This window comes from uncultured Nostoc sp., assembly GCF_937863485.1.
GTDB lineage: Bacteria > Cyanobacteriota > Cyanobacteriia > Cyanobacteriales > Nostocaceae > Nostoc.
In genome coordinates this window covers 38363-57993 of sequence record NZ_CALMFY010000011.1, presented here as the reverse complement: position 1 = coordinate 57993, position 19631 = coordinate 38363, and the positions used below count along the sequence as shown (strand labels likewise).

The following is a 19631-nucleotide window of genomic DNA, read 5'->3' as shown; positions in this document are numbered from 1 at the left end:
ACTCAAACTGAAATATAGATTATAGAATCGAATCATAAGCAACTATACCGAACCTTTTATAGACTACCACTTATGTGATCCCCCTAGCTGGATGAAAAATACGGCTAGGGGGATCTTGTTTTTAGGTATTGGGTATTGGGCATTGGGCAATTCAATTTTGGATTTTGGATTTTAGATTTTGGATTAAATTTCAATCTAAAATCCAAAATCTAAAATCTAAAATTCTTGCTCCCCTGCCCCTGTGCCCCTGCCTTGTTCACCGCCACCCAAAAAAGCGCAATCCAGGCACAATTAGGTAGTAACTCACTCCTAACCAGAAGCTGATCAAGAAGCCCACAGAACCAAAAAAAGTCAGAGGTAAGTATAACTCTGACCAGGCTGGTTGACTAGAAAATTGGAAGATCGGAGGTGCTAACTTCAAAAGAATCAAAACTGCATAGGCGATCGCACTGCCAAAGGCAGCGAACACAGCGTACACTATGTGATGGCTGCGAAGACCTAAACTCAAGGTGAGTAGGCAAACTGCCACCAAAATTACTGCCACTAAGCCCTCGCCGCTGTCTTTTGGTGTGATTAATTGCAAAATCAACCAGCCAAAGCCATAGCTAATCATGCCCATTAGCGACGCCACTAAAAAGCGCCGCCGTTGACCAAAACACCCAGATACTGTTAGTCCCCATGCGGTTCCCCAGCCTGCGGCGACGAATACCAAAATATCTGCCCCGAAGACTGGTTGAGTATTTGGCACTAATTGGTTTAGCTGACTCAAAATCAATTCCACAACCTGACGACCCAAGCTGGTGCGATATGCCAAAATAAAACCAGCGATCGCACCAAAGCAAGCGCCGATACTAGTCAGGATCATCGCCCAAATCGTCGCTAAACAAGCTTGGAAAGTTTTGATGATTGCCTGAGCAATAAAAATAACGGTTTTAGTTACAGCTTGGCTAAAGTTAGCTAAAGCTTGTTTAATAGCTTGTGTTAGTAGTCTAAATCTCTGGGAAGCTTGCGTTGAGGCTTGCTTAACGTTGTTCCGTAGTTGGGAAAATAACCCTGACGGCGGTAATGGTCGAGAAATCTTCGCCAACCGTTTTTGAATCATAGCTGCATTTGCTGGACGCGATCGCACATCCTCCTGCACCATTTCATCAAGCAAAGAAGCTAGTTGCGGGTTGACATTTACCGCAGTTCGCCAGCGCAATTTCCCCGTTTGCTGATCTTCCAACTCTAACGGGTATTTGCCTGTTAGTAGTTCAATCACCGTTCGACCGAGGGCATAAAAATCAGCACTTGGCCCGACAATACCTCCAGTCACTTGTTCTGGTGGACTGTAGCCCGAAGAAAATAATCGGGTGGAACTAGAGTGACGTAGCTTTGAGGCGCTAAACTGTTTTGCCCCTCCAAAATCAATTAGTACCACGCGATCGCCCTCTGTTTGCCCTTGAAGCGGGGTTACAGATGGCGAAGAGTCCAACATTAAATTAGAAGGTTTGATATCGCGGTGAATAATCTGACGTTTATGTAATTCCTGTAAAATCTGTACAGCTTGGGCGAACCAGTTTAAAACCAAATCCTCTGGACACCCTTGGGGAAACTTTTTTAATATCTCCTCTAAAGTCCGCCCATTGATTTTTTCCATTACCAGACAAGGCAGTTGGCGTGGTTTGGGATTAAACAATTTTACGTGAAAATACCCATCGGCATCAACTCTGGGGACGCCTGGATGCTGCAAGCTAGATAAAACTGCCGCCTCTTGGGTAAATAATTCCAGTGCCTTTGGTGAATCTTCTACCAACACTTTCAGTACTTTTTCGGTTTGAGTTTTTTCATCCCAAACCGTGTAAATTTGAGCAAATCCTCCCGACCCCAAGGGCTGAAGTGGAACATAGCGGTCTAACAACTCTAGCGGTGCGCCACAGCTGTTACAAAATTTGTTTCCCCAAGGCTGAGGATAAGGACGTTGACAATCAGGATTTATGCAGTGAACCGCACTCTGAGTGATGTGGGACACAACCGCTACAATACAAAGGCTGACTTGATTTTAGCGTTTCTTTAGGTTTCCTGATTTTAAAATAGGCAAAAGGAAAACCCTCATAAAATCTATGAGGGCATTCGTTTAGATGTATGTCAGTCCTTAATTACGAAAACTTCTCTTACTCTGCCTGTGCTTGGCAACTTCTTTGCGCTTGCGTTTTTCTAGGGGTGTTTCAAAATGACGATGCTTTCTCATGTCTGGAAAAATTCCAGCCTTGGAAACTTCTCGCTTAAATCGTCGTAAGGCTGACTCAATGTGTTCATTGTCACCTACAATTACTTGGGTCATTATTTCTCCTACTAAGTTGACTTCATCAATAGCTATGCAGGCAGTAGCAGTACAAAAAAAAGACAGACTCTTCGTCTGACCTTAAGACTCTTGGTAAATTTTTTTTCCAAGGTTAGTAGCGGGAGCGTCCGCCACCGCCACCGCCGTATCCTCCTCGGTTACCACCAAAGGAACCTCTATCACCTCTGTCTTCTTTAGGTTTAGCCTTATTCACTTTCAGGTCACGACCCATCCACTCAGCACCGTCTAGAGCTTCAATGGCAGCTGTTTCTTCGGCTTCAGTTCCCATTTCCACAAAAGCAAAGCCTCGTGGACGACCAGTTTCACGGTCAGTAGGTACTTGAACCCGCTTTACAGTACCATATTCTGCAAAAATACCACTTAAATCCTCTTGTGTAACGTCATAAGAGAGGTTACCTACATAAATTGACATCGATTCTCTCCAAAATCATCACTGTGTAGAGATTTTAATTTCTCTGAGAAGTCTGTAAATACTAAAAGGAAAAAGCCCTTCAATACTAAAACCAAAGACATCACCGAATTAACTCTCCTAAATCTAGGATGACATAGGAGCCAACTCTCTGCATCCAGTAGATAGTTAACCAGTGATGCGATCGCTTAGGTGCGATCGCCTCCCCCCACCTACCCTAAGTACAGCCCATTGCAAAAAAGGTTTGGAAATGCAAGAAGATAAATTCTGTAGGGTGATAAAGGAAATCAGACATGGAGGGGCGCATCTTTAATATCCGAATTGAACGTTTGACTGCATTAACCATGAAGCATTACTCCCAAATTTTAATATGAAAGGCAAAGTCAGGCAACAAATAAAGGCTATGTCGGCTTGTACTTCTTTGGATAACCCGCTATGAAAGCAACTGCGGTCTTCTCCCAGCTTGAAGGAGCATCGTCCAAAAGTTGCGGAGCAAGTGGCGTGAGAGGCTAAGGGTTGAACTTCTCCTATGGCCGCGGTTACGCAAACGATGATTTTGAATTTTTGGCGTTGCATAATTGAAGTATGAATTCAAGCGTAGGCGTAGCCCGTCGTAGACATCGCTATGCAATGTCCAAGGTGTGCATCAACTCATATTCGCTCATATTGGCAAAAAAGCAAGTAAACTTGCATTACATTTGTGCTCAGTGTGGTCGTCAGTTTATAGATTCTTATGAGTTGCAAGGTTATTCTGAAGAAATAAAACGTGAGTGTTTAGAAATGTATGTGAATGGTCTAGGCTTTCGAGCTATAGAACGGGTCAAGAATGTGCATCATACAACTGTAATAACTTGGGTAAAGAAAACGGGTGAGATTTTACCTAATTCACCAGAAAGGGATGAAATACCTGAAGTTACACTCTTTTGATGAATTAGAAACTTTTGTCGGTAAAAAAAACAAAGTTTGGTTGTGGACAGCAGTAAATAAAAGCTATCCAGGGATCTTAGCCTGGGTTTTAGGAGACAGAAGCTCTGAAACATTTAAATTACTGTGGTTGATTATTAAATGTTGGAATTCGGATTTTTATGTAACAGATGGTTATCCAGTTTATCCTAGTTTCATTAGTAATGAAGACCACATTGTTAGCAAAACATATATGACAAGAGTTGTTCGCGCAGCGTCTCCCTTTGGGAGAAGGTGAAAATAGTAGGTTAAGGCATTATCTTGCTCGTCTACATCGTAAAACTTTCTGCTACTCTAAAACCGAAGAAATGCTGAAATATTCAATTCGATTAGTAATATATTATCTCAAGTACGGTTCGGTGGCGCTGCGGGCGCTGTGCGCCCGCAAGCTTGAGGCGATCGCTTGATTCATACTTCGATTCAGCAACGCCGAATTTTTTTATGACATTTTGGCTATGTCTGCTTATCATCACCTTTCCAAGCCGTTTCCAATTCGGCTTTGACAACTTGAGCGGCCTCATGTTTGCCTACTGCCTGCAAGCCAAATAAAGAACGCCCATAATGGGGATACTTTTTTAAACTCTCTATAATTACCCTTAGCCAAAAGCACACTGCCTAGAGATTCCCGCGTGGGAAAGTAGAAGTCTGGTGATTCCAGGTAATCAAGTCCGGTATGATTTAGGTTACGTTTGAGAACAGATTCCAAAACAGAATTAAAACTTGTCTAAAAGTAATCTATAAAGATTGCAACGCTTTTTTAGCAAGCAATAACTAATCAACTGCAATGATTACTATTATAACATAAACTTATTTTTGCATTTACTATTGCTACTTCCTTTTATAGTCATCCACTAGTGCAACTTTTGATAACGTTTATCGGACAGCATTTTTATAAACAATCCAAAAATTTAATCATTTCATACAACGAATGATGAGTGTACACACTCTGGCTGTTTGTGATTTTCCACAAAACTTGTTTAGATTTTGTTATCACTTCTACTGAGATTGGTAAGCTATTTTTATTTTGATTAACTTGGAAACCTGCACGTTTTAAAGCACGAATAGTCCACACAGACGCGATACCCTCACCCTCACCTATCAAATTAATTTCTCCCTTGTCGGATGTATGGAGATGAAATTCGCCAGAAGCAACATCAAACTCTACACCTTCACTCTCGAAAGTATCAGCAAACGCACCACTCAACACTAAATCTTCCGGTGCACCAACGTGTAAAATGCCATTAGTTGATAATAGCCAAACTTTATCTGCAATCCGCAAAGCTAAATCTAAATCATGGGTAGAAAGGAGAATTGCTTGATTAGTTTCCCGTACTAACTGGCGCAACAATTGCATAATTTCTACGCGTCGCGGTAAATCGAGAAATGCTGTTGGCTCATCAAGTAACATAACAATAGGTGATTGAGCCAAAGCACGCGCAATCATAATTTTTTGACGTTCACCATCACTTAATTCGCTAACTTGGCGTTGTGCTAAGTGTACTGCTCCTACAGATTTAATTGCCCAATGTACTATAGCTTCATCTTGGGGTGTCAAATTTCCCCACCAGTCAGTGTAAGGATATCGCCCCAAACTCACCAAGGTGTAGGCTGATAGCATTCCCACATCAACTTTCTCAGTGAGTACCAAACTCAGACGTTTTGCTAATTCTTGTGGTTTTAAATGATATATGTTTTCTCCCAAGAGTCGCACTTGGCCTGCTATGGGTGGTTGCATTCCGGCGAGCGATCGCAGTAATGTAGATTTACCCGCACCATTGGGGCCAAGTAAACAAACCAGTTCCCCAGTTAAGAGAGATAGAGAAATATCAGACGCAACACACCGAACAGTTTTTCGGGATGTCTTGTAACCAATAGTCAGGTTGTGAGTTGTTAAAATTGCATCATTCATGAGGGAAAAGATTTTTGGGAATTACGCCGCAGAATTACCCAAGTGACAACAGGAGTTCCAATTAAAGCGGTGACAGCATTTAAAGGTAAAACCATCTGACTTACCCAAAGTTGGGAAAACAAATCTGCAATTAGCGCTAATATTGCACCCATGATTATTACACTAGGGATTAATATTCGATGGTCGGAAGTATTGAATAGACTACGACACAGATGAGGAATTGCCACACCTAAAAATGCTATAGGGCCACAAAAAGCAGTAATTCCACCTGCTAACATAGATGCACTAGTAATAATAGAAAATCTGGTTTTTTGCACCGTTAAACCTAGACTACGTGCATAAGATTCCCCAAGTAAAAGTGCATTCAAAGATTTTGATTGCAGCACTGCTAAGAATAAACTCAAAAGGATCACTGGAATTAAAACAACTAACTGTTTCCAAGTCACCCCAGCAAAACTACCAAAAGTCCACATTATATAACTTTGAATCTGTTCTTTTGAGCTAAACTGCAACAAAATACTAACAATTGCACTCGTAGCATAGCCAAACAATAAACCTAAAATCAGTAGCGTCATTGTATCTTGCACTCGGCGAGAAACAACTAACATCATTCCTAAAACTGATGCTGCACCGAGACTTGCAGCTATGACTAAACCAAAATCACCTAAATACCCCAAATTTGCTAATAATGTTGGTGTACCGATAGCACTTGCTGTCAGCATAACTAACGCTACACCTAAACTTGCACCAGAACTAATACCCAATACAAAAGGCCCTGCTAAGGGATTTTTAAATAAAGTTTGCATTTGCAAGCCACTTACACCTAAAGCTGCACCAGCTAAAGTTGCAGTTAAAGCTTTAGGTAAACGAAATTTGAGAATAATATTAGCCCATGTCGTTTTTTCTATTTCTTGTCCTAGCAAAATTTGGACTACTTCATTAATAGGAATATCAACTGAACCTAAAGCTAAGTCTAATAAAAAGGCAAATATTAAACCTATCAGTAAACTTGAGAAAATAACAATTTTTAGAGCCAGAGCTTTTTGGTTTAGTAAGGCTATTTTAAATTTAGATTTTTTAATTAACATTATTAAATAAGTTTGCCGTAATAAAATAGTTTATGATTAGGTAATATATCTGGATGCAGTATCTTAAGCAAGTCAGATAAAACGACATCTGGGTTACTAATACCATCTTCCCAGTAATCATTACCCCCATTTTCATTGACACGGGCATTATTATTATAAAGATTTCCCTGTTTCACAGCCTTAAAATCAGCATAACGATTATCTTCTGCAACTAAATCTTTTAAAGTATTCCAAGATTGACGAAAATTTAACCAGTAATCAGCATTGGCTGCACGTTCCAAAACGACTTCAAAAGATAGAGGTAAACTACCAGATGATTTATCATTACTCCAGAGGTAGTTTGCTCCTGCGTCAGCCAGATATTTGGCTACGTAACTTTTGCCCCCAGGTGTATACCAAGTTCCTTTAAAGTTAAATCCAACAAATACAGTCGGACGATTTTTTACAGACTTGGCTTTTTGAGCTATTTGTTCATATTTATTAGTAATTTGATTAAAGATTTTTTCTGCTTTTTCTTCCTTATTAAAAAACAATGCCGTAAATTTCAGCCATTCACTTCTTCCCAATGGTGTGTCTTCCATATATTCTGCATTTATCCCCACTTTCAAACCTGCCTCTGTGAGTTTGGCATAGCTATCAGTTTGGGGATTTCCACTACCATAAGTTGTTACCAAGTCAGGATTTAATTCTAATAATTTCTCTATATCCACATTTTCATTATTACCTATTTGTGATATTTTCCCAGCTTTGATTCTTTCTACCACATCAGGGGTATTTATTTGCTTACTATTACTAACGCCAATCAATTTATCAACTACTCCTAACTTTGCTAAGTGGGGTAAATGAGTAGTAGAAAGAGAGACTATAGAATTTACTGGTACTGTAATTACCTGTGTTTGATTAAATCCTTGTGGCGTAGGAGTTCCACATTGAACTAGAACATATTGAAAACCTGTCTTAGCATTTTGCCAAGGGTTTTTGATTGTGACGACTTTGTAGTGTTTATGATACTCTACTGCCAAGCCTGTTGCATGGGTAATCTTGATTTTATTGGGAAAATAATCAGTTTTTAGGTCATATTTTTGAATACAGGCGTTATTGTTGGTATTAGTAGATATATTAATTACTGTACTATTGCAGGCAATTATTAAAGTTGCTATTAAAAGTAATTGGCATAAAAAAATTATGGGTTTTGGATGAGGGTTTTTTATCAATTTCATGGGTTAAATAAAAATATTATTTTTTCCCGCAAAGAGTTAGAGTAAAAAAGGATGATATAAATTAAAAGTGCTTTATATCTTTGCGTGAGATTAAAAAAAAGGAGAAATTAGACGGAATCTGGTGGATAGCGGTATTCAGTAACTTTGTTACCTTTTACTAAATGTTCATTAACAATAGTTTCAGCTACATTTGGGTTAACACGAGTGTACCAAGTTCTATCATTTGAATAAAATACAACTGGCCCTAGTTGGCAAACTTCTAAACAGCCAGATGTCCTCACTTCCACTTCCACACCTGCTTTTTCCACCGCTGATTTTAAAGCATCAAATGTAGGTTGCCATTTGCGGGAAGGAAGACAGCGAGTTGAAGTGCAAACTGAGATATAAGAATGTTTTAGGGGATTTTTGGTAAATGGTATAGGTTTGTTTCCCAATACATAGATATCTCGCAGTTCCTGATAAAGAGCTAACTTTGATAAATTAGGCTTACCTTCTGGTAATAAATTTTCACCTTCTACATATGGATTTGGCAAGAAAATAGTCATCAGGTTTTCATCTGCACCATTCCAAAAATCGATTCCCCAACTTCTAGGGATACCTTCTGCATTAAACCGTCGATAAAATGCAGCACGATTTACTTGACGTTGTTGCCTTAATTCTAAAGGAGTCTTACAATAAGGGCCACCTAAATTAGCCTCAATACATAGGTGCAAATGCCAGCCTTCTGTGACTACTGTGAGATATCCATCATAGAGGATACAAATTTTGGGTGGAGCATTAAATTCTAATTCTAATACACCTCCTTGAACAATATGCCCTACCCCTACCTGCTGCCAATTGTGCTGAAATAAAGTGTAAAGTAACGATGACAAAACATCACTCCCACAATCAAAATATTCATATTCAATAGACCCTTCCGTAGATAAAGTCTCAGTGACAACTTGATTTAATGGTGTTACCCAAGAATTGAATTCAGCCATGAGATATTCTCCTTATATTAGTCACCTTATTCCATCAGAATGTTGAACTAAAACCAACTTGAAAAACTCTCCCCCCATCAGGAAAACCAGGGAATAATTGGTATCTCTGGTTAAAGATATTATCTACACTGCCTGTTAACACTAATGTATCACTGAGACTAACCCGCATTTTCCAATCAAAAGTAGTGTACCCAGATAAAGATTCTGTATTGGTATTGTTTATTGAATACGCACCTAAAGAATGCATTAGTATTCCAGTATATAAACCTTGGCGAGTTTCGTAAGAAAGTCCTGCATTTAAACTATCTGCACCGGCGAACCGTAATTCTTTATCAACTTCGGCAGAATTTGTACTTCTCAAAATCCGCGGATCATTTGCTGTATAATTAACAAAGGCATAAATATTCTTCGCTAGCTGCAAATTTAAAACTGCTTCGATTCCTGTAGTACGAACCTTACCAATATTTTCGTAAGTAGCTACAGGAACATCAAAGTTATAGGCGATTAAATCTGATATTGTGTTGTTGAAATAGGTCAAGCGTAACAAACCAAAATTACCTAACTTCTGGTCAATTCCGATATCATAACTATCGCCTTTTTCTGGACGGAGATTAGGATTACCAACGTAACTACCACCATTCGCATATAAACTAAAAAGATTCGGTGCGCGGAAATTCTTGATATAATTAGCTCTCACAGTGGTAGAGTCGGTAAGCGCAAATTTTGTCCCGACACTCGGTGATGTAAATGAACCATTTGTCAAGCTGCTAAAATCCTGGCGTAAACCTAAGTTGGCAGTGAAGCTAGGCGTAAAGTTAATTTCATATCTAGCAAATAGCGCCCCTTGACTAATACTATCGTCGTAAGTGACTGTTTTTGTATTAACAGAAAAGTCAAATGTACTGTTAGTAGCTGCTACATTGCGGTAATCAAAGCCATAAACTAGGGTTTGATTATTAGCAAATTTCCAACTGTGTTGTGTTTGCAATCCATAAGAAGTTTGCCCGTTATCATATCGTGCTTGGGATGAATTGCGACTATCATAGCGAGTGTTAAGGAAATCTGCGTAAACTTTTGCTGTTAGCAGTGAATCATCCCCACTTCCTAGTTTTGAGTTCCAGGTTAAATCGGTGAGAACTTGGTCTGTGTATTTGCGATCGCTATCCGTCAACGAGTTAAAATAACCTTGACCATATAATGGTTCAGGAATGGGGACTCCTCCTGGTACTCCTTGGTCTTTGCCTAAATATAGGGTTGAGAGGGTTAGGGTATTGCGAGAACCTAAATCCGCCTCTAACTTGACATTAAAGTTATTGTAGAGAGTATCATTATTTTCCCTGGTTCCCTCAAAGTTCGCTTCTGGGATGGAAAAAGGATAATTATTTTCGGCTTCGGTACGGTTGTAACCTACAACCCAAGAAATATTCCCTACTTTGCCGCTATTGTTGATAGTCTGCTGATTTAGCCCATAAGCGCCAAGGATGACTCCTACTTGTGTTGTCACTTTTTCTGTGGGACGCCGAGTGATAATGTTAATCACTCCCCCAATCGCATCAGAACCATAAAGGGTAGAACCACCACCTGGTAATACTTCCACTCTTTCAACAATATTGGTAGTAAATTCTGAAAGGTCAAAACCACCGGAACCTAGATCGTTAATCGGTCTACCATCAAGCAAAATCAAGACTTGTGCAGAGTTAGAACCTCGGATAAATTGACCGCTTAAGGCGTTTACTTCCGTGCCAACTGTACCATCAGGCAAAATACCAGGAAGAAATTTTAGTGCTTCTCTGACAGTTCTAGCACCTTGCGCTTCCATTTCTTCACCGGTAATGACGTAAACCGGACGGGTGGAATCTTTCACTGTCCCCTCGCGGCGAAAGGGTGAGTAAACGGGTTCATTCAATAGCTTGTCGATGACTGTTAATTCAATATCTGGTTCTTCTGTGGATGCTGGAGTCTTCTCAGGTGTTATTTGTGCAACTGGTTGTAAGTCTTTTGCAGTACCTTCGTGCTTGGAAAACTCAGATATTTGTGGAACTTGATTAGCGTAGGCGTAGCCCGCCCCAGGCATCGCTACATTTCCTTTACATACCATCCCATAGATTGCGGTAAAAACGAAGATTTTTGAGAAAAATTCACAATAAGTAACTATCGGGAAAGTGGACATGAAAAAAGTGGACATGAAACTCCTCGTTTTCAGTAAATTCAGGTATTTATTTGTGCTATGAGTTTTTGGGATTTAGGCTTCAACTAGCTTGCTGCAATGCTGCCATACCTAAATCATGGTGGATACTATTTGGATAGCAAAAAAGACATTGTGGTATTCTTTATGGATACCAAAATTCCTACAAGATTATCTAAAATTGAGTGTTGCTACTAACAGCGAAGCGAAGTAGTAAAACTTGCAGAGGGTACTGTCTTAAAACGATACTTGTACCCATGAAATTCATTAATTATATATATCATCTGTACCTCGCAGATAAGTGTTTTGTGTCTAGAGTGAGTCGGCGGGTATTCTGACTTTGAGACACGTTACATTCGTCTCATTACAGCTGCGGGACAGCGCCGGATTTACACCGAACTTTCCCCCTTGCACCTGATGGCTGCTCCCCATCAGAACCGACAGTTATGTGTCAGATTACCACACTTACTGTCTGCATGTAAATTCAGTTGATAACAATTTTGATTATTAATATTACTTACTGAATATAGACAAAATTTAATCAACCACTGTTTGAATAAATAATTTTGAAGTTTTTAAGGCTAAGGTATTTGAGTTTTTAACTTTGCTATTAAAACTCTATATATCACAATTGGGACAAGGTAAGAAAACCAGAAAAATTCTTTTTTATTTTGGATGAGTCTCACTGTATTTTTGTTCCTAGTGAGAGGGGATGCTGAGGTTGGAATTCTGTCCATTCTTTGCATACAGTTTGGTAACATTGCAGTGGTGTAATTGGTAGATTAGTTAAATAGAAAAACTCAGCTTGATGACCATACTCTAATAAAAATACAACATCAGTCTGCGGATTATACTTATCTACAGCTTCGAGAATAATATGAGCATTCATGAAGTGTCTTTGCAACAGTACGGTATCGGGTGCTACTAACCAAGCATTTAAGAAAGCTGCGAGATTTTTACGCGGGATAAAATGCGCTTTAAATGTTTCGCCAGCCATACTTAAATGCGGAGAGTTGGTACTGCAAATTATGACACCACGTTCTCCCCCTAAATAACCGATCCAAGCGTTGTAACCAATTGCTAATATATTGGTGGCGATAAAAGCTTGTTGCCAATCTTTGGTGTTTATTTCTGGGGTCATCTTGATTAAACTCCTTTTGATAACTGCCAGGAATTTGTGAGTCCCATGTAATAATCTATCGTCGCATTTTGGTAGTGAGTAGGTTTGGGAGTATTGCTTGATTTTGGTTTGAGCATTGGCAAATAAAGTAAGTTTTAGGGCATTAGACTTGGATTAAACTCTGACCAACGCTTGCAAACTTGTTCGTAGCAATCGGGTGGAGTAATTTTTAGTTGGTGTAAGAAATTAACCTCAAATTGAGGTTCAGCTTTTAGCACCAGAAGAATATCTTGATGGGGATTGTATGTTGCGATCGCTGGGAAAATTGATGAAATCATCGATGAGCAGATTGATTGTGATATAAATCCGCCATCCTGAAACGAACGCAAGTAAAACCTAATCAGATCGGAGGGGAGAAATTGGAGGGTGAAGGGAACTGCATCAAGACTTGTAATTGTAGGGTGAGTAACTTGAGTATCCAGATCACAAATAACAACTCCCCGCCCAAATGACTGAAATCCCTTCCATCCTGTGTAACCGATTACCAGCAGATTGTTATGGATAAAGCTGTTTTGCCAGTAACCAAAATTTCCTTCCCAGACACTCTTAGAAGGTCGCATTCACTTCCTCCCCCAACACCAATGACTCAATGCGAACCTGCTCAAGTTCCCGTCCAATCAACACTAATCGTGTTTGACGGGGTTCATGGGGTTGCCAAGTCCGGTCATAAAAGTAGTCAAATCGATTACCAACACCCTGTAATACCATACGCATGGCTTTATTCGGAACTGCCACGAATCCCTTAATTCGGTAAATTTCTTGCTGTTGTACCAATGTTTGCAAGCGTTTAACCAAGACAGCCGGCTCAAATGCTTGGTCTAGCAGTAGTTGCACTGCATTAATCCCTTCATCATGTTCGTGTTCGGCTTCGTTGTCGTGGTGACTGGGACGACTATCTAAGTTATCTTCTACCGCAGCGTTGAAACCGAGTAACAAATTGCTACTGATTTTACCGTCCTGACAAGGAATGACTTTTACACCAGGAGATAAACTCTGCTTTAGCCAATCCTGCACTCTAACTTGCGTTTGTTCATCAACGCGATCGCTCTTAGTAAGCAACACTAAATCAGCACAAGCCAACTGATCTTCAAATAGTTCCTCAATCGGTGTTTCGTGTTCTATGCTAGAGTCGGCTTGTCGCTGTGCTAAGAGGGCTGCTAAATCGCTTACATATTGATTAGTTGCCAACGCTTCACAGTCCACCACAGTGATTACGCCGTCCACTGTAGCCCCTGTACGAATCTCTGGCCAGCGAAATGCTTGCACCAATGGTTTTGGGAGTGCTAGTCCAGAGGTTTCAATTAACATACAGTCAAGGTTCGCCCGTCGCTTCAGTAATTCTTGCATTGCTGGTAAGAATTCCTCTTGCACCGTGCAGCACAAGCAACCGTTAGTGAGTTCAACAATATTACTGTTGGGGTCTTCTTCATCGTCACAAACTTGGCAATCACGCAATAGTTCGCCATCAATTCCGATTTCTCCAAATTCATTCACCAAAACAGCAATGCGTCGCCCTTCATTGTTTTGCAGTAAATGGCGAATTAGTGTCGTTTTACCTGCGCCTAGAAATCCTGTAATTACTGTGACGGGAATTTTGTGCATATAAATGTTGTTTGTTGATTAATTTTGCAATCACAAGAAAGAAGTTTCAACCGCAGATATCATGCTGTAGAGACGTGGAATTTCCCCTCTCTACTAATTTGCAGGTGATGTGGAAGGTAATTGAATTTATTCGGCGTGAACATTAGCTAAATAAATAAGCGTATCCATCTTTTTCGTGAATAGTTACGCCAAAGAGAATTAGTGCGAGCGATCGCGCAATTTATACCCAGAATTAACAACCTACCATCTCATAGAAAGCTGTAACCTGTAGCGTTTTGATATGTGTGGCTATGAGAATGTAAAGTCTAGTAGTTGTAGAAATCTTCATAAAAATACCTATCTGTGCCTCGCAGATGTACAAAATTTACAAGTCAACTTCGGCGGGCATTCTGACTCACAAGGCAAGCCTTGATTACAGCTGCGGGACAGCGCCGGATTCACACCGGACTTTCCCCGTTTCCTCTAATGGCTGTTCCCCACTAGAACCGAGATTCTTTTGCATATTAACACAAAAGTGCGCTCGTGTTGAGTCATAAATGAATAAAGAGTGCTGAGTTAAAAAATCGGGTCAATTACTCAAGACTGTGGATTCTTCACTGCAATAAGTAGTGAGTACTTTCTACTTCACTCAGCATTTCTGAAAAAATAGCGATCGCGGTAAGCTAAATTGTATCTGGGTCGATATTTAACTCCCGCAATTTTGCTGCCAAACGTTGTGCTTTTTGAGCTTGCTGTTATGCAGGCGATCGCATACGCAGCGTTACCATCCGTTGGGATGCTGAATTTTTATGAACATTTGTAGGGAGTAGTCATAGCTTACTACAACGGTTACATCCATTTTTGGAGAGCGATCGCAATTATAAATAGACATAGGAGTGAAAATTAATTCTGCGTAGACATCTAAGGCCATTTTGCACATTTGGGATCCTCCCGGTTTTAGAGAGGGCGAGAAATTAGCAATAAATTATTTTCCGTGAATTCTTGGTGGTTGCCTGAATTTAACAAACAACTACCCGAATTCAATAAACAACTGCCCGAATTCAATAAACGACTGCCCGAATTCAATAAACGACTGCCCAAATTCAATAAACAGCGGCGATAATGTTGGTTTATACCATTTTTTTGTGAGGCTGCGCCAAATTTTCTTGGCTTCTTATTTCTTTCTTTGTGTCCTTCTCTACGAGACGCTGCGCGAATGCGTCCTTTGCGGTTCGTTCCTCATTTCGTTTGCCGCATCTTCATACAGAATTGGTATTAGCCGCGTTCAGCACTAGTTCAGTCTTTTTCTCAAATTCTGCTTCTTGTTTTCCTTTACAAAATCAGAAGCTAAATGTTTAACGCTACCGTGTCATTGCTCACTTCCTCGCCAGATATAGCCTCAAGTTGTGGCTATATCTCCACAGCCCGGTCATCAGTCGCAGCAGTAGCCTTCGTGGGAAAGACCAATAAATGGAAACTCAAAATTGGTCATCATGCGTAGGCGCAGCCTGCCGCAGGCATCGCTACCCAACCAAGCTTGAGGGAGTTCCCTTAGCAAGGTTTCTATCCATCAATTCTGTACTTCCGTTCGCCCGCACAGCGCGGAACATTCCAAATCGACACAGCCCTACACCAAACGCCAAACGCATCAGCAAAAACGTTGGCACCTCGCGCACAGACTTGACGAAACCAGACAGTCCATAACGCAGAAATCCGCTCGGTCGAACCACCCCTTGCCAGAGCGAATCTAACCAAGAAGGAAGCGTTTCTTGCGTCCAGTCTGCCGTAATTACCTCTCCCTCGACTAAGGAAGTCTCTGCTAAAAGCTCAGAGAATCCCTCAATGCTAGAAAAAGCTGGATGAGACCACTGATCTAGCAGTTGTCGCATCACTGGTTTCTCCCAAAAATTTAGCGGCTTTTGGCGGTCATCCCTCTGATTCCAGTCAGCTACAACCAACACTCCACCTGGCTTTAGCACCCGGATTAATTCTTTAGCAAAAACAGCTTTATCTGGCATGTGGGGGCCTGCTTCAATTGACCAGACCACATCAAAACTGGCATCTGGAAACGACAATGCCATCGCATCATCAACCGCAAACTGGGCGTTTACCTCTTGGGGCGTTAACTCCTGGGCGCGTTTCACCTGCTGTGGGCTAATCGTAATCCCTGTGACAGCAAACCCATAATCTCGCGCTAAAATCCGGCTGCTGCCCCCAATACCACAGCCAACATCTAAAACGGTAGTACCAGGAGGTAATTTTTCTATTCCACCCCATTTAACCATTTCATGTACAAAGTCAGATTTAGCAGCCAAAAAATCCTTCTGTCGTGGCGGCGAACCGTAATGACCGAGGTGAATGTGTTCCCCCCAATAAAACTCTAAGATGCCGTCAGCAGTCCATTGATCGTAGGAATCGGCAACTGTGGCTGAGGATTGATACTTGCGGGCAGTCAGCAAATAAGTCGCAATTCCTACTACCAAAAGCAGAAGAAAACCAATTAGAAAATATAATGAAGTTGACATTGTTTTGAACGCTCCTCTACGTAAGCCGCGAGATTGTCGAACGTGTATTCAAAGTCATTCGTACTCGGCGCATCACTGTAGCCGAAACCCACATAGTCTGGTGCAATCACATGGAACCGATCTGCTAGTTGCGGAATCAGATCCCGGAACATATGCGAAGAGCTGGGGAAGCCATGCAGGAGCACAATGGTTGGCGCGTTTTTAGAACCCGCTTCGCGATAGAAAAGCTTCTGTCCCTGTACGGTGGCGTGATTATAAGTCGTCATGACAGTGTGTCCACTCTTGATTCTCGCGTTTCATCTAATGTATCTGCTTAAACCTTTAATCATATTATGGCGAAGCCATTCAAGTGGACTTATAAAGGCAAAGTATTAGCTGTTTAATGGGTGCGCTATTTCCGCCGTGTTGTACTAGTAAATTAGCAATTTCTATGGATAATTAATTTCATATTATGAATTAATCGCCTACCATCTCATAGAAAGCCGTAACCTGTAGCGTCCTGATATGTGGGGCTATGAGAATGTAAAGCCTAGTAGTTGTAGAAATATTCATAAAAATACTTAATCTGTGCCTCGCAGATGTACAGAATTTACAAGTCAACTTCGGCGGGCATTCTGACTCACAAGGCAAGCCTTGATTACAGCTGCGGGACAGCACCGGATTTACACCGGACTTTCCCCGTTTCCTCTAGTGGCTGTTCCCCACTAGAACCGAGATTCCCCTGCATGTTAACACAACAGTGATTTGCTTGCATAAAAATCAATGGTCGATCTATACTGGCATTCGTCATTAATCGGAGCAAGTTTCATTCTTTACCAAAGCTTGCTCTGGATTTTTATTGGACAATTCTTTTGCAATTTTTCAACCCAACAAACTTTTTCGGGTTGCCAGCGTTTTGTGACATAGCGCTGACAATTTTTTTCCATTTTTGCAATTATTCTTCTACAATTTATCAACACATCTTGTATGCAAGCTCCATCTACACTCTCAAACAGCTCCACAACGGATATCCATGTCATTCGTCGTGATGGAACGACTACACCGTTGGAAATTAATAAAATTCGCACAGTGGTTAATTGGGCTTGTTGTGGACTTTCAACAAATTCCATTGCTCTAGAAGCACATCTGACAACTCGATTGCGTCCCGGCATTACCACGCGAGAAATTCAAGATAATTTAATTCGCTGTGCCTTGGATTTGTGTAGTCCTGAAGAACCTGATTGGCGCTATGTAGCTGGCCGCTTACATATTTGGAGTTTGTGGAAAGAAATAACAGTTAGCCGTGGCTATCAGTACGGGTACTATGCTCGGACTGTACATTTCAAAGTTCTAGAAGGACAATACGATCGCCGCATCTTGACCTACTCTCCTGAAGAGTTAGAAATTGCTAATACTTGGATCAATCCCGACTGGGATGCCGATTATGATTATGCGGGAGCGGTATTACTGACGAAGCGATATCTTTTGGCGAATGAGTTGCCTCAAGAAGCATTTTTGACTTGTGCGCTCTTGATTGCCTCCGTGGAAACACCAAATAACCGATTAACCTGGGCAAAGCAATTTTATGAAGCGTTAGCGAATCGTCAAATATCTTTAGCAACACCCATTCTGGCGAACTTGCGGATTCCCAATGGCTCCCTTGCTAGTTGTTTCATTACGGCAATGGACGACAATTTGGAAAGCATTTTTGGCGGCATTCATGATGCGGCTCGCATTTCCAAAAATGGCGGCGGTGTGGGGGTGAATCTGTCTCGGATTCGAGCAACAGGTAGTTGGGTGATGGGCAAGGCAAATGCATCAGGTGGTGTAGTTCCCTGGATTAAGTTGTTAAATGATACAGCGATCGCAGTTAATCAAGGTGGACGCAGAGCCGGTGCTGTCACTGTGAGTCTAGATGTTTGGCATATGGACTTACCTGAATTTTTGGAAATGCAAACCGAAAGTGGGGACGGGCGACGCAAAGCTTATGACGTGTTCCCGCAATTGGTTGTCAGTGACGAATTTATGCGGCGAGTAGCAGCAGATACAGAATGGACTTTAGTTGATCCTTATGAAGTACGAACTCGTTTAGGCATTGAACTAGCAACACTATGGGGTGAAGCATTTGAACGTGCCTATCTTCAAATCGAAGCCAGTTTAGATGACTCGATTACGCTTTACAAACGGGTGAATGCGCGTCTTTTACTCAAACAAGTGATGCGAACCCAATTAGAAACCGGGATGCCTTATCTGTGGTTCAAAGATACCGCGAACCGAGCTAATCCTAATCAGCATCAGGGCTATATTCCTGGTGGAAACCTTTGTCAAGAATCATGGTCAAATGTGAAACCTGGTGAAGAAGCACATACGTGTAATCTCGTTAGTATTAATCTTGCAAATTTAGAAAATGAGCAGCGAGCAGAGATTTGTCAAATTGCAGTACGTATACTAGATAACACCATTGAACTGACCTCACCACCCTTTGCTGCTAGTGCCACTCACAACGCCAAATATCGCACAATTGGGGTAGGCTGTATGGGATTAGCCGATTGGTTAGCAAAACGTCATCTTACCTACACCCATCTTCAGGAAATCAGTGATTTATTTGAAGACATTGGTTACTATTGCACCGCAGCATCAATGGAACTGGCGAAGGAACGGGGTGCGTATCCTGCTTTTGGGGGTAGTGAATGGAGCAAGGGACGTTTAATCGGAGCAAAGCCTGTGGATTGGTTTAAGCAACACGCTAGTCAACCAGAACGCTTTTTACAACTGAGTCAGGATATCAAACAACATGGGATTCGCAATTCACATATTACTGCGATCGCACCTAACACTTCTTCATCTTTAGTTCAGGGTTGTACAGCCAGTGTTTTACCCGTTTACAGCAAATTCTTTTATGAAAAGTGGGCCAAGGGTTCAGTACCCATCGCACCGCCTTACATTCGGGATAATCTATGGTTCTATGTCGAAAATAAGACACTAGATCAGAAAAAAGTGGTGAAAGCGATCGCTACAATCCAACAATGGATTGATACAGGAATTTCAATGGAATTGCTATTTAACCTAAATACTGGAGTCTATTTCCCTGACGAACCAGAGCGCTCTCTTACCGCTGTTGATATTTTTGAAACTCTAATGCTGGCTTGGGAATTGGGTTGTAAAGCAATCTACTACATTCGCACTGTGCAGAAAGATAGTTTCAAAGAATCGAACGAGCAATGTGTTGCTTGTGCAAACTAACTAGGGAGTAGGGAGTGGGGAGTAG

General features: G+C 41.1%; 15 protein-coding genes, 1 pseudogene and 3 riboswitches. Of the genes and pseudogenes, 2 read left to right on the top strand and 14 right to left on the bottom strand.

All coding sequences use genetic code 11. The features are described from left to right. Nucleotides 1-256: 256 nt before the first annotated feature. The 3 genes from Q0541_RS01485 to Q0541_RS01475 form a co-directional block, all read right to left on the bottom strand. On the bottom strand, nucleotides 257-2011 hold the full coding sequence (locus tag Q0541_RS01485; protein ID WP_298904534.1) for a serine/threonine-protein kinase: 1755 nt from the start codon (nucleotides 2009-2011) through the stop codon (nucleotides 257-259). 123 nt (nucleotides 2012-2134) lie between these two features. Then, nucleotides 2135-2323 (bottom strand): 30S ribosomal protein S21, encoded by a 189-nt coding sequence (rpsU, locus tag Q0541_RS01480; RefSeq protein ID WP_012407716.1) that lies wholly within the window; start codon nucleotides 2321-2323, stop codon nucleotides 2135-2137. 112 nt (nucleotides 2324-2435) lie between these two features. Continuing rightward, nucleotides 2436-2756: an RNA-binding protein gene (locus tag Q0541_RS01475; RefSeq protein ID WP_273762368.1), complete on the bottom strand. Its 321-nt coding sequence runs from the start codon at nucleotides 2754-2756 to the stop codon at nucleotides 2436-2438. Between the two features lie 622 nt (nucleotides 2757-3378). Between Q0541_RS01475 and Q0541_RS01470 the strand changes: the two are divergent. Then, a pseudogene (locus tag Q0541_RS01470) lies at nucleotides 3379-4123 on the top strand (IS1 family transposase). A gap of 46 nt (nucleotides 4124-4169) precedes the next feature. On the opposite strand, the gene Q0541_RS01465 reads toward Q0541_RS01470, so the two are convergent. From Q0541_RS01465 to Q0541_RS01415, 11 genes are all read right to left on the bottom strand, one after another. After that, nucleotides 4170-4328 carry a hypothetical protein gene (locus Q0541_RS01465; protein WP_298904521.1) on the bottom strand — a complete coding sequence of 53 codons (159 nt, stop codon included), beginning with the start codon at nucleotides 4326-4328 and terminating at the stop codon, nucleotides 4170-4172. Nucleotides 4329-4605: 277 nt separating this feature from the next. Continuing rightward, entirely contained in the window at nucleotides 4606-5625 is a 1020-nt protein-coding gene (locus tag Q0541_RS01460; protein ID WP_298904520.1) for an ABC transporter ATP-binding protein, read from the bottom strand. Then, nucleotides 5622-6713, bottom strand: a complete 1092-nt coding sequence (locus Q0541_RS01455; RefSeq protein ID WP_298904519.1) for an iron ABC transporter permease — start codon at nucleotides 6711-6713, stop codon at nucleotides 5622-5624. The genes Q0541_RS01460 and Q0541_RS01455 overlap by 4 nt, the downstream gene beginning before the upstream one ends. 2 nt (nucleotides 6714-6715) lie before the next feature. Then, complete coding sequence (locus tag Q0541_RS01450) at nucleotides 6716-7933, bottom strand: ABC transporter substrate-binding protein (RefSeq protein ID WP_298904517.1); 1218 nt, start codon at nucleotides 7931-7933, stop codon at nucleotides 6716-6718. Nucleotides 7934-8040: 107 nt separating this feature from the next. Further along, complete coding sequence (locus tag Q0541_RS01445) at nucleotides 8041-8913, bottom strand: ferredoxin (protein ID WP_298904515.1); 873 nt, start codon at nucleotides 8911-8913, stop codon at nucleotides 8041-8043. A 34-nt stretch (nucleotides 8914-8947) separates the two neighbouring features. After that, a complete protein-coding gene (locus Q0541_RS01440; RefSeq protein ID WP_298904540.1) occupies nucleotides 8948-10987 on the bottom strand; it encodes a TonB-dependent receptor in 2040 nt (679 codons plus the stop codon). Between the two features lie 417 nt (nucleotides 10988-11404). After that, nucleotides 11405-11555, bottom strand: a riboswitch (cobalamin riboswitch). A 225-nt stretch (nucleotides 11556-11780) separates the two neighbouring features. After that, on the bottom strand, nucleotides 11781-12239 hold the full coding sequence (locus Q0541_RS01435; RefSeq protein WP_298904514.1) for a hypothetical protein: 459 nt from the start codon (nucleotides 12237-12239) through the stop codon (nucleotides 11781-11783). A 134-nt stretch (nucleotides 12240-12373) separates the two neighbouring features. Continuing rightward, nucleotides 12374-12838, bottom strand: a complete 465-nt coding sequence (locus tag Q0541_RS01430) for a hypothetical protein (protein WP_298904512.1) — start codon at nucleotides 12836-12838, stop codon at nucleotides 12374-12376. Continuing rightward, entirely contained in the window at nucleotides 12825-13880 is a 1056-nt protein-coding gene (gene cobW, locus Q0541_RS01425; RefSeq protein WP_298904510.1) for a cobalamin biosynthesis protein CobW, read from the bottom strand. The genes Q0541_RS01430 and cobW overlap by 14 nt, the downstream gene beginning before the upstream one ends. Nucleotides 13881-14241: 361 nt before the next feature. After that, nucleotides 14242-14385, bottom strand: a riboswitch (cobalamin riboswitch). A 997-nt stretch (nucleotides 14386-15382) separates the two neighbouring features. Then, nucleotides 15383-16384 carry a methyltransferase domain-containing protein gene (locus Q0541_RS01420; protein ID WP_298904508.1) on the bottom strand — a complete coding sequence of 334 codons (1002 nt, stop codon included), beginning with the start codon at nucleotides 16382-16384 and terminating at the stop codon, nucleotides 15383-15385. Continuing rightward, nucleotides 16360-16650: an alpha/beta fold hydrolase gene (locus tag Q0541_RS01415; protein ID WP_298904506.1), complete on the bottom strand. Its 291-nt coding sequence runs from the start codon at nucleotides 16648-16650 to the stop codon at nucleotides 16360-16362. Before Q0541_RS01415 ends, Q0541_RS01420 begins: the two co-directional genes overlap by 25 nt. A gap of 320 nt (nucleotides 16651-16970) precedes the next feature. Further along, nucleotides 16971-17114: riboswitch (cobalamin riboswitch) on the bottom strand. A 236-nt stretch (nucleotides 17115-17350) separates the two neighbouring features. Here Q0541_RS01415 and Q0541_RS01410 point away from each other — a divergent pair. Further along, on the top strand, nucleotides 17351-19606 hold the full coding sequence (locus Q0541_RS01410) for a ribonucleoside-diphosphate reductase subunit alpha (protein ID WP_298904504.1): 2256 nt from the start codon (nucleotides 17351-17353) through the stop codon (nucleotides 19604-19606). Nucleotides 19607-19631 lie beyond the last annotated feature (25 nt).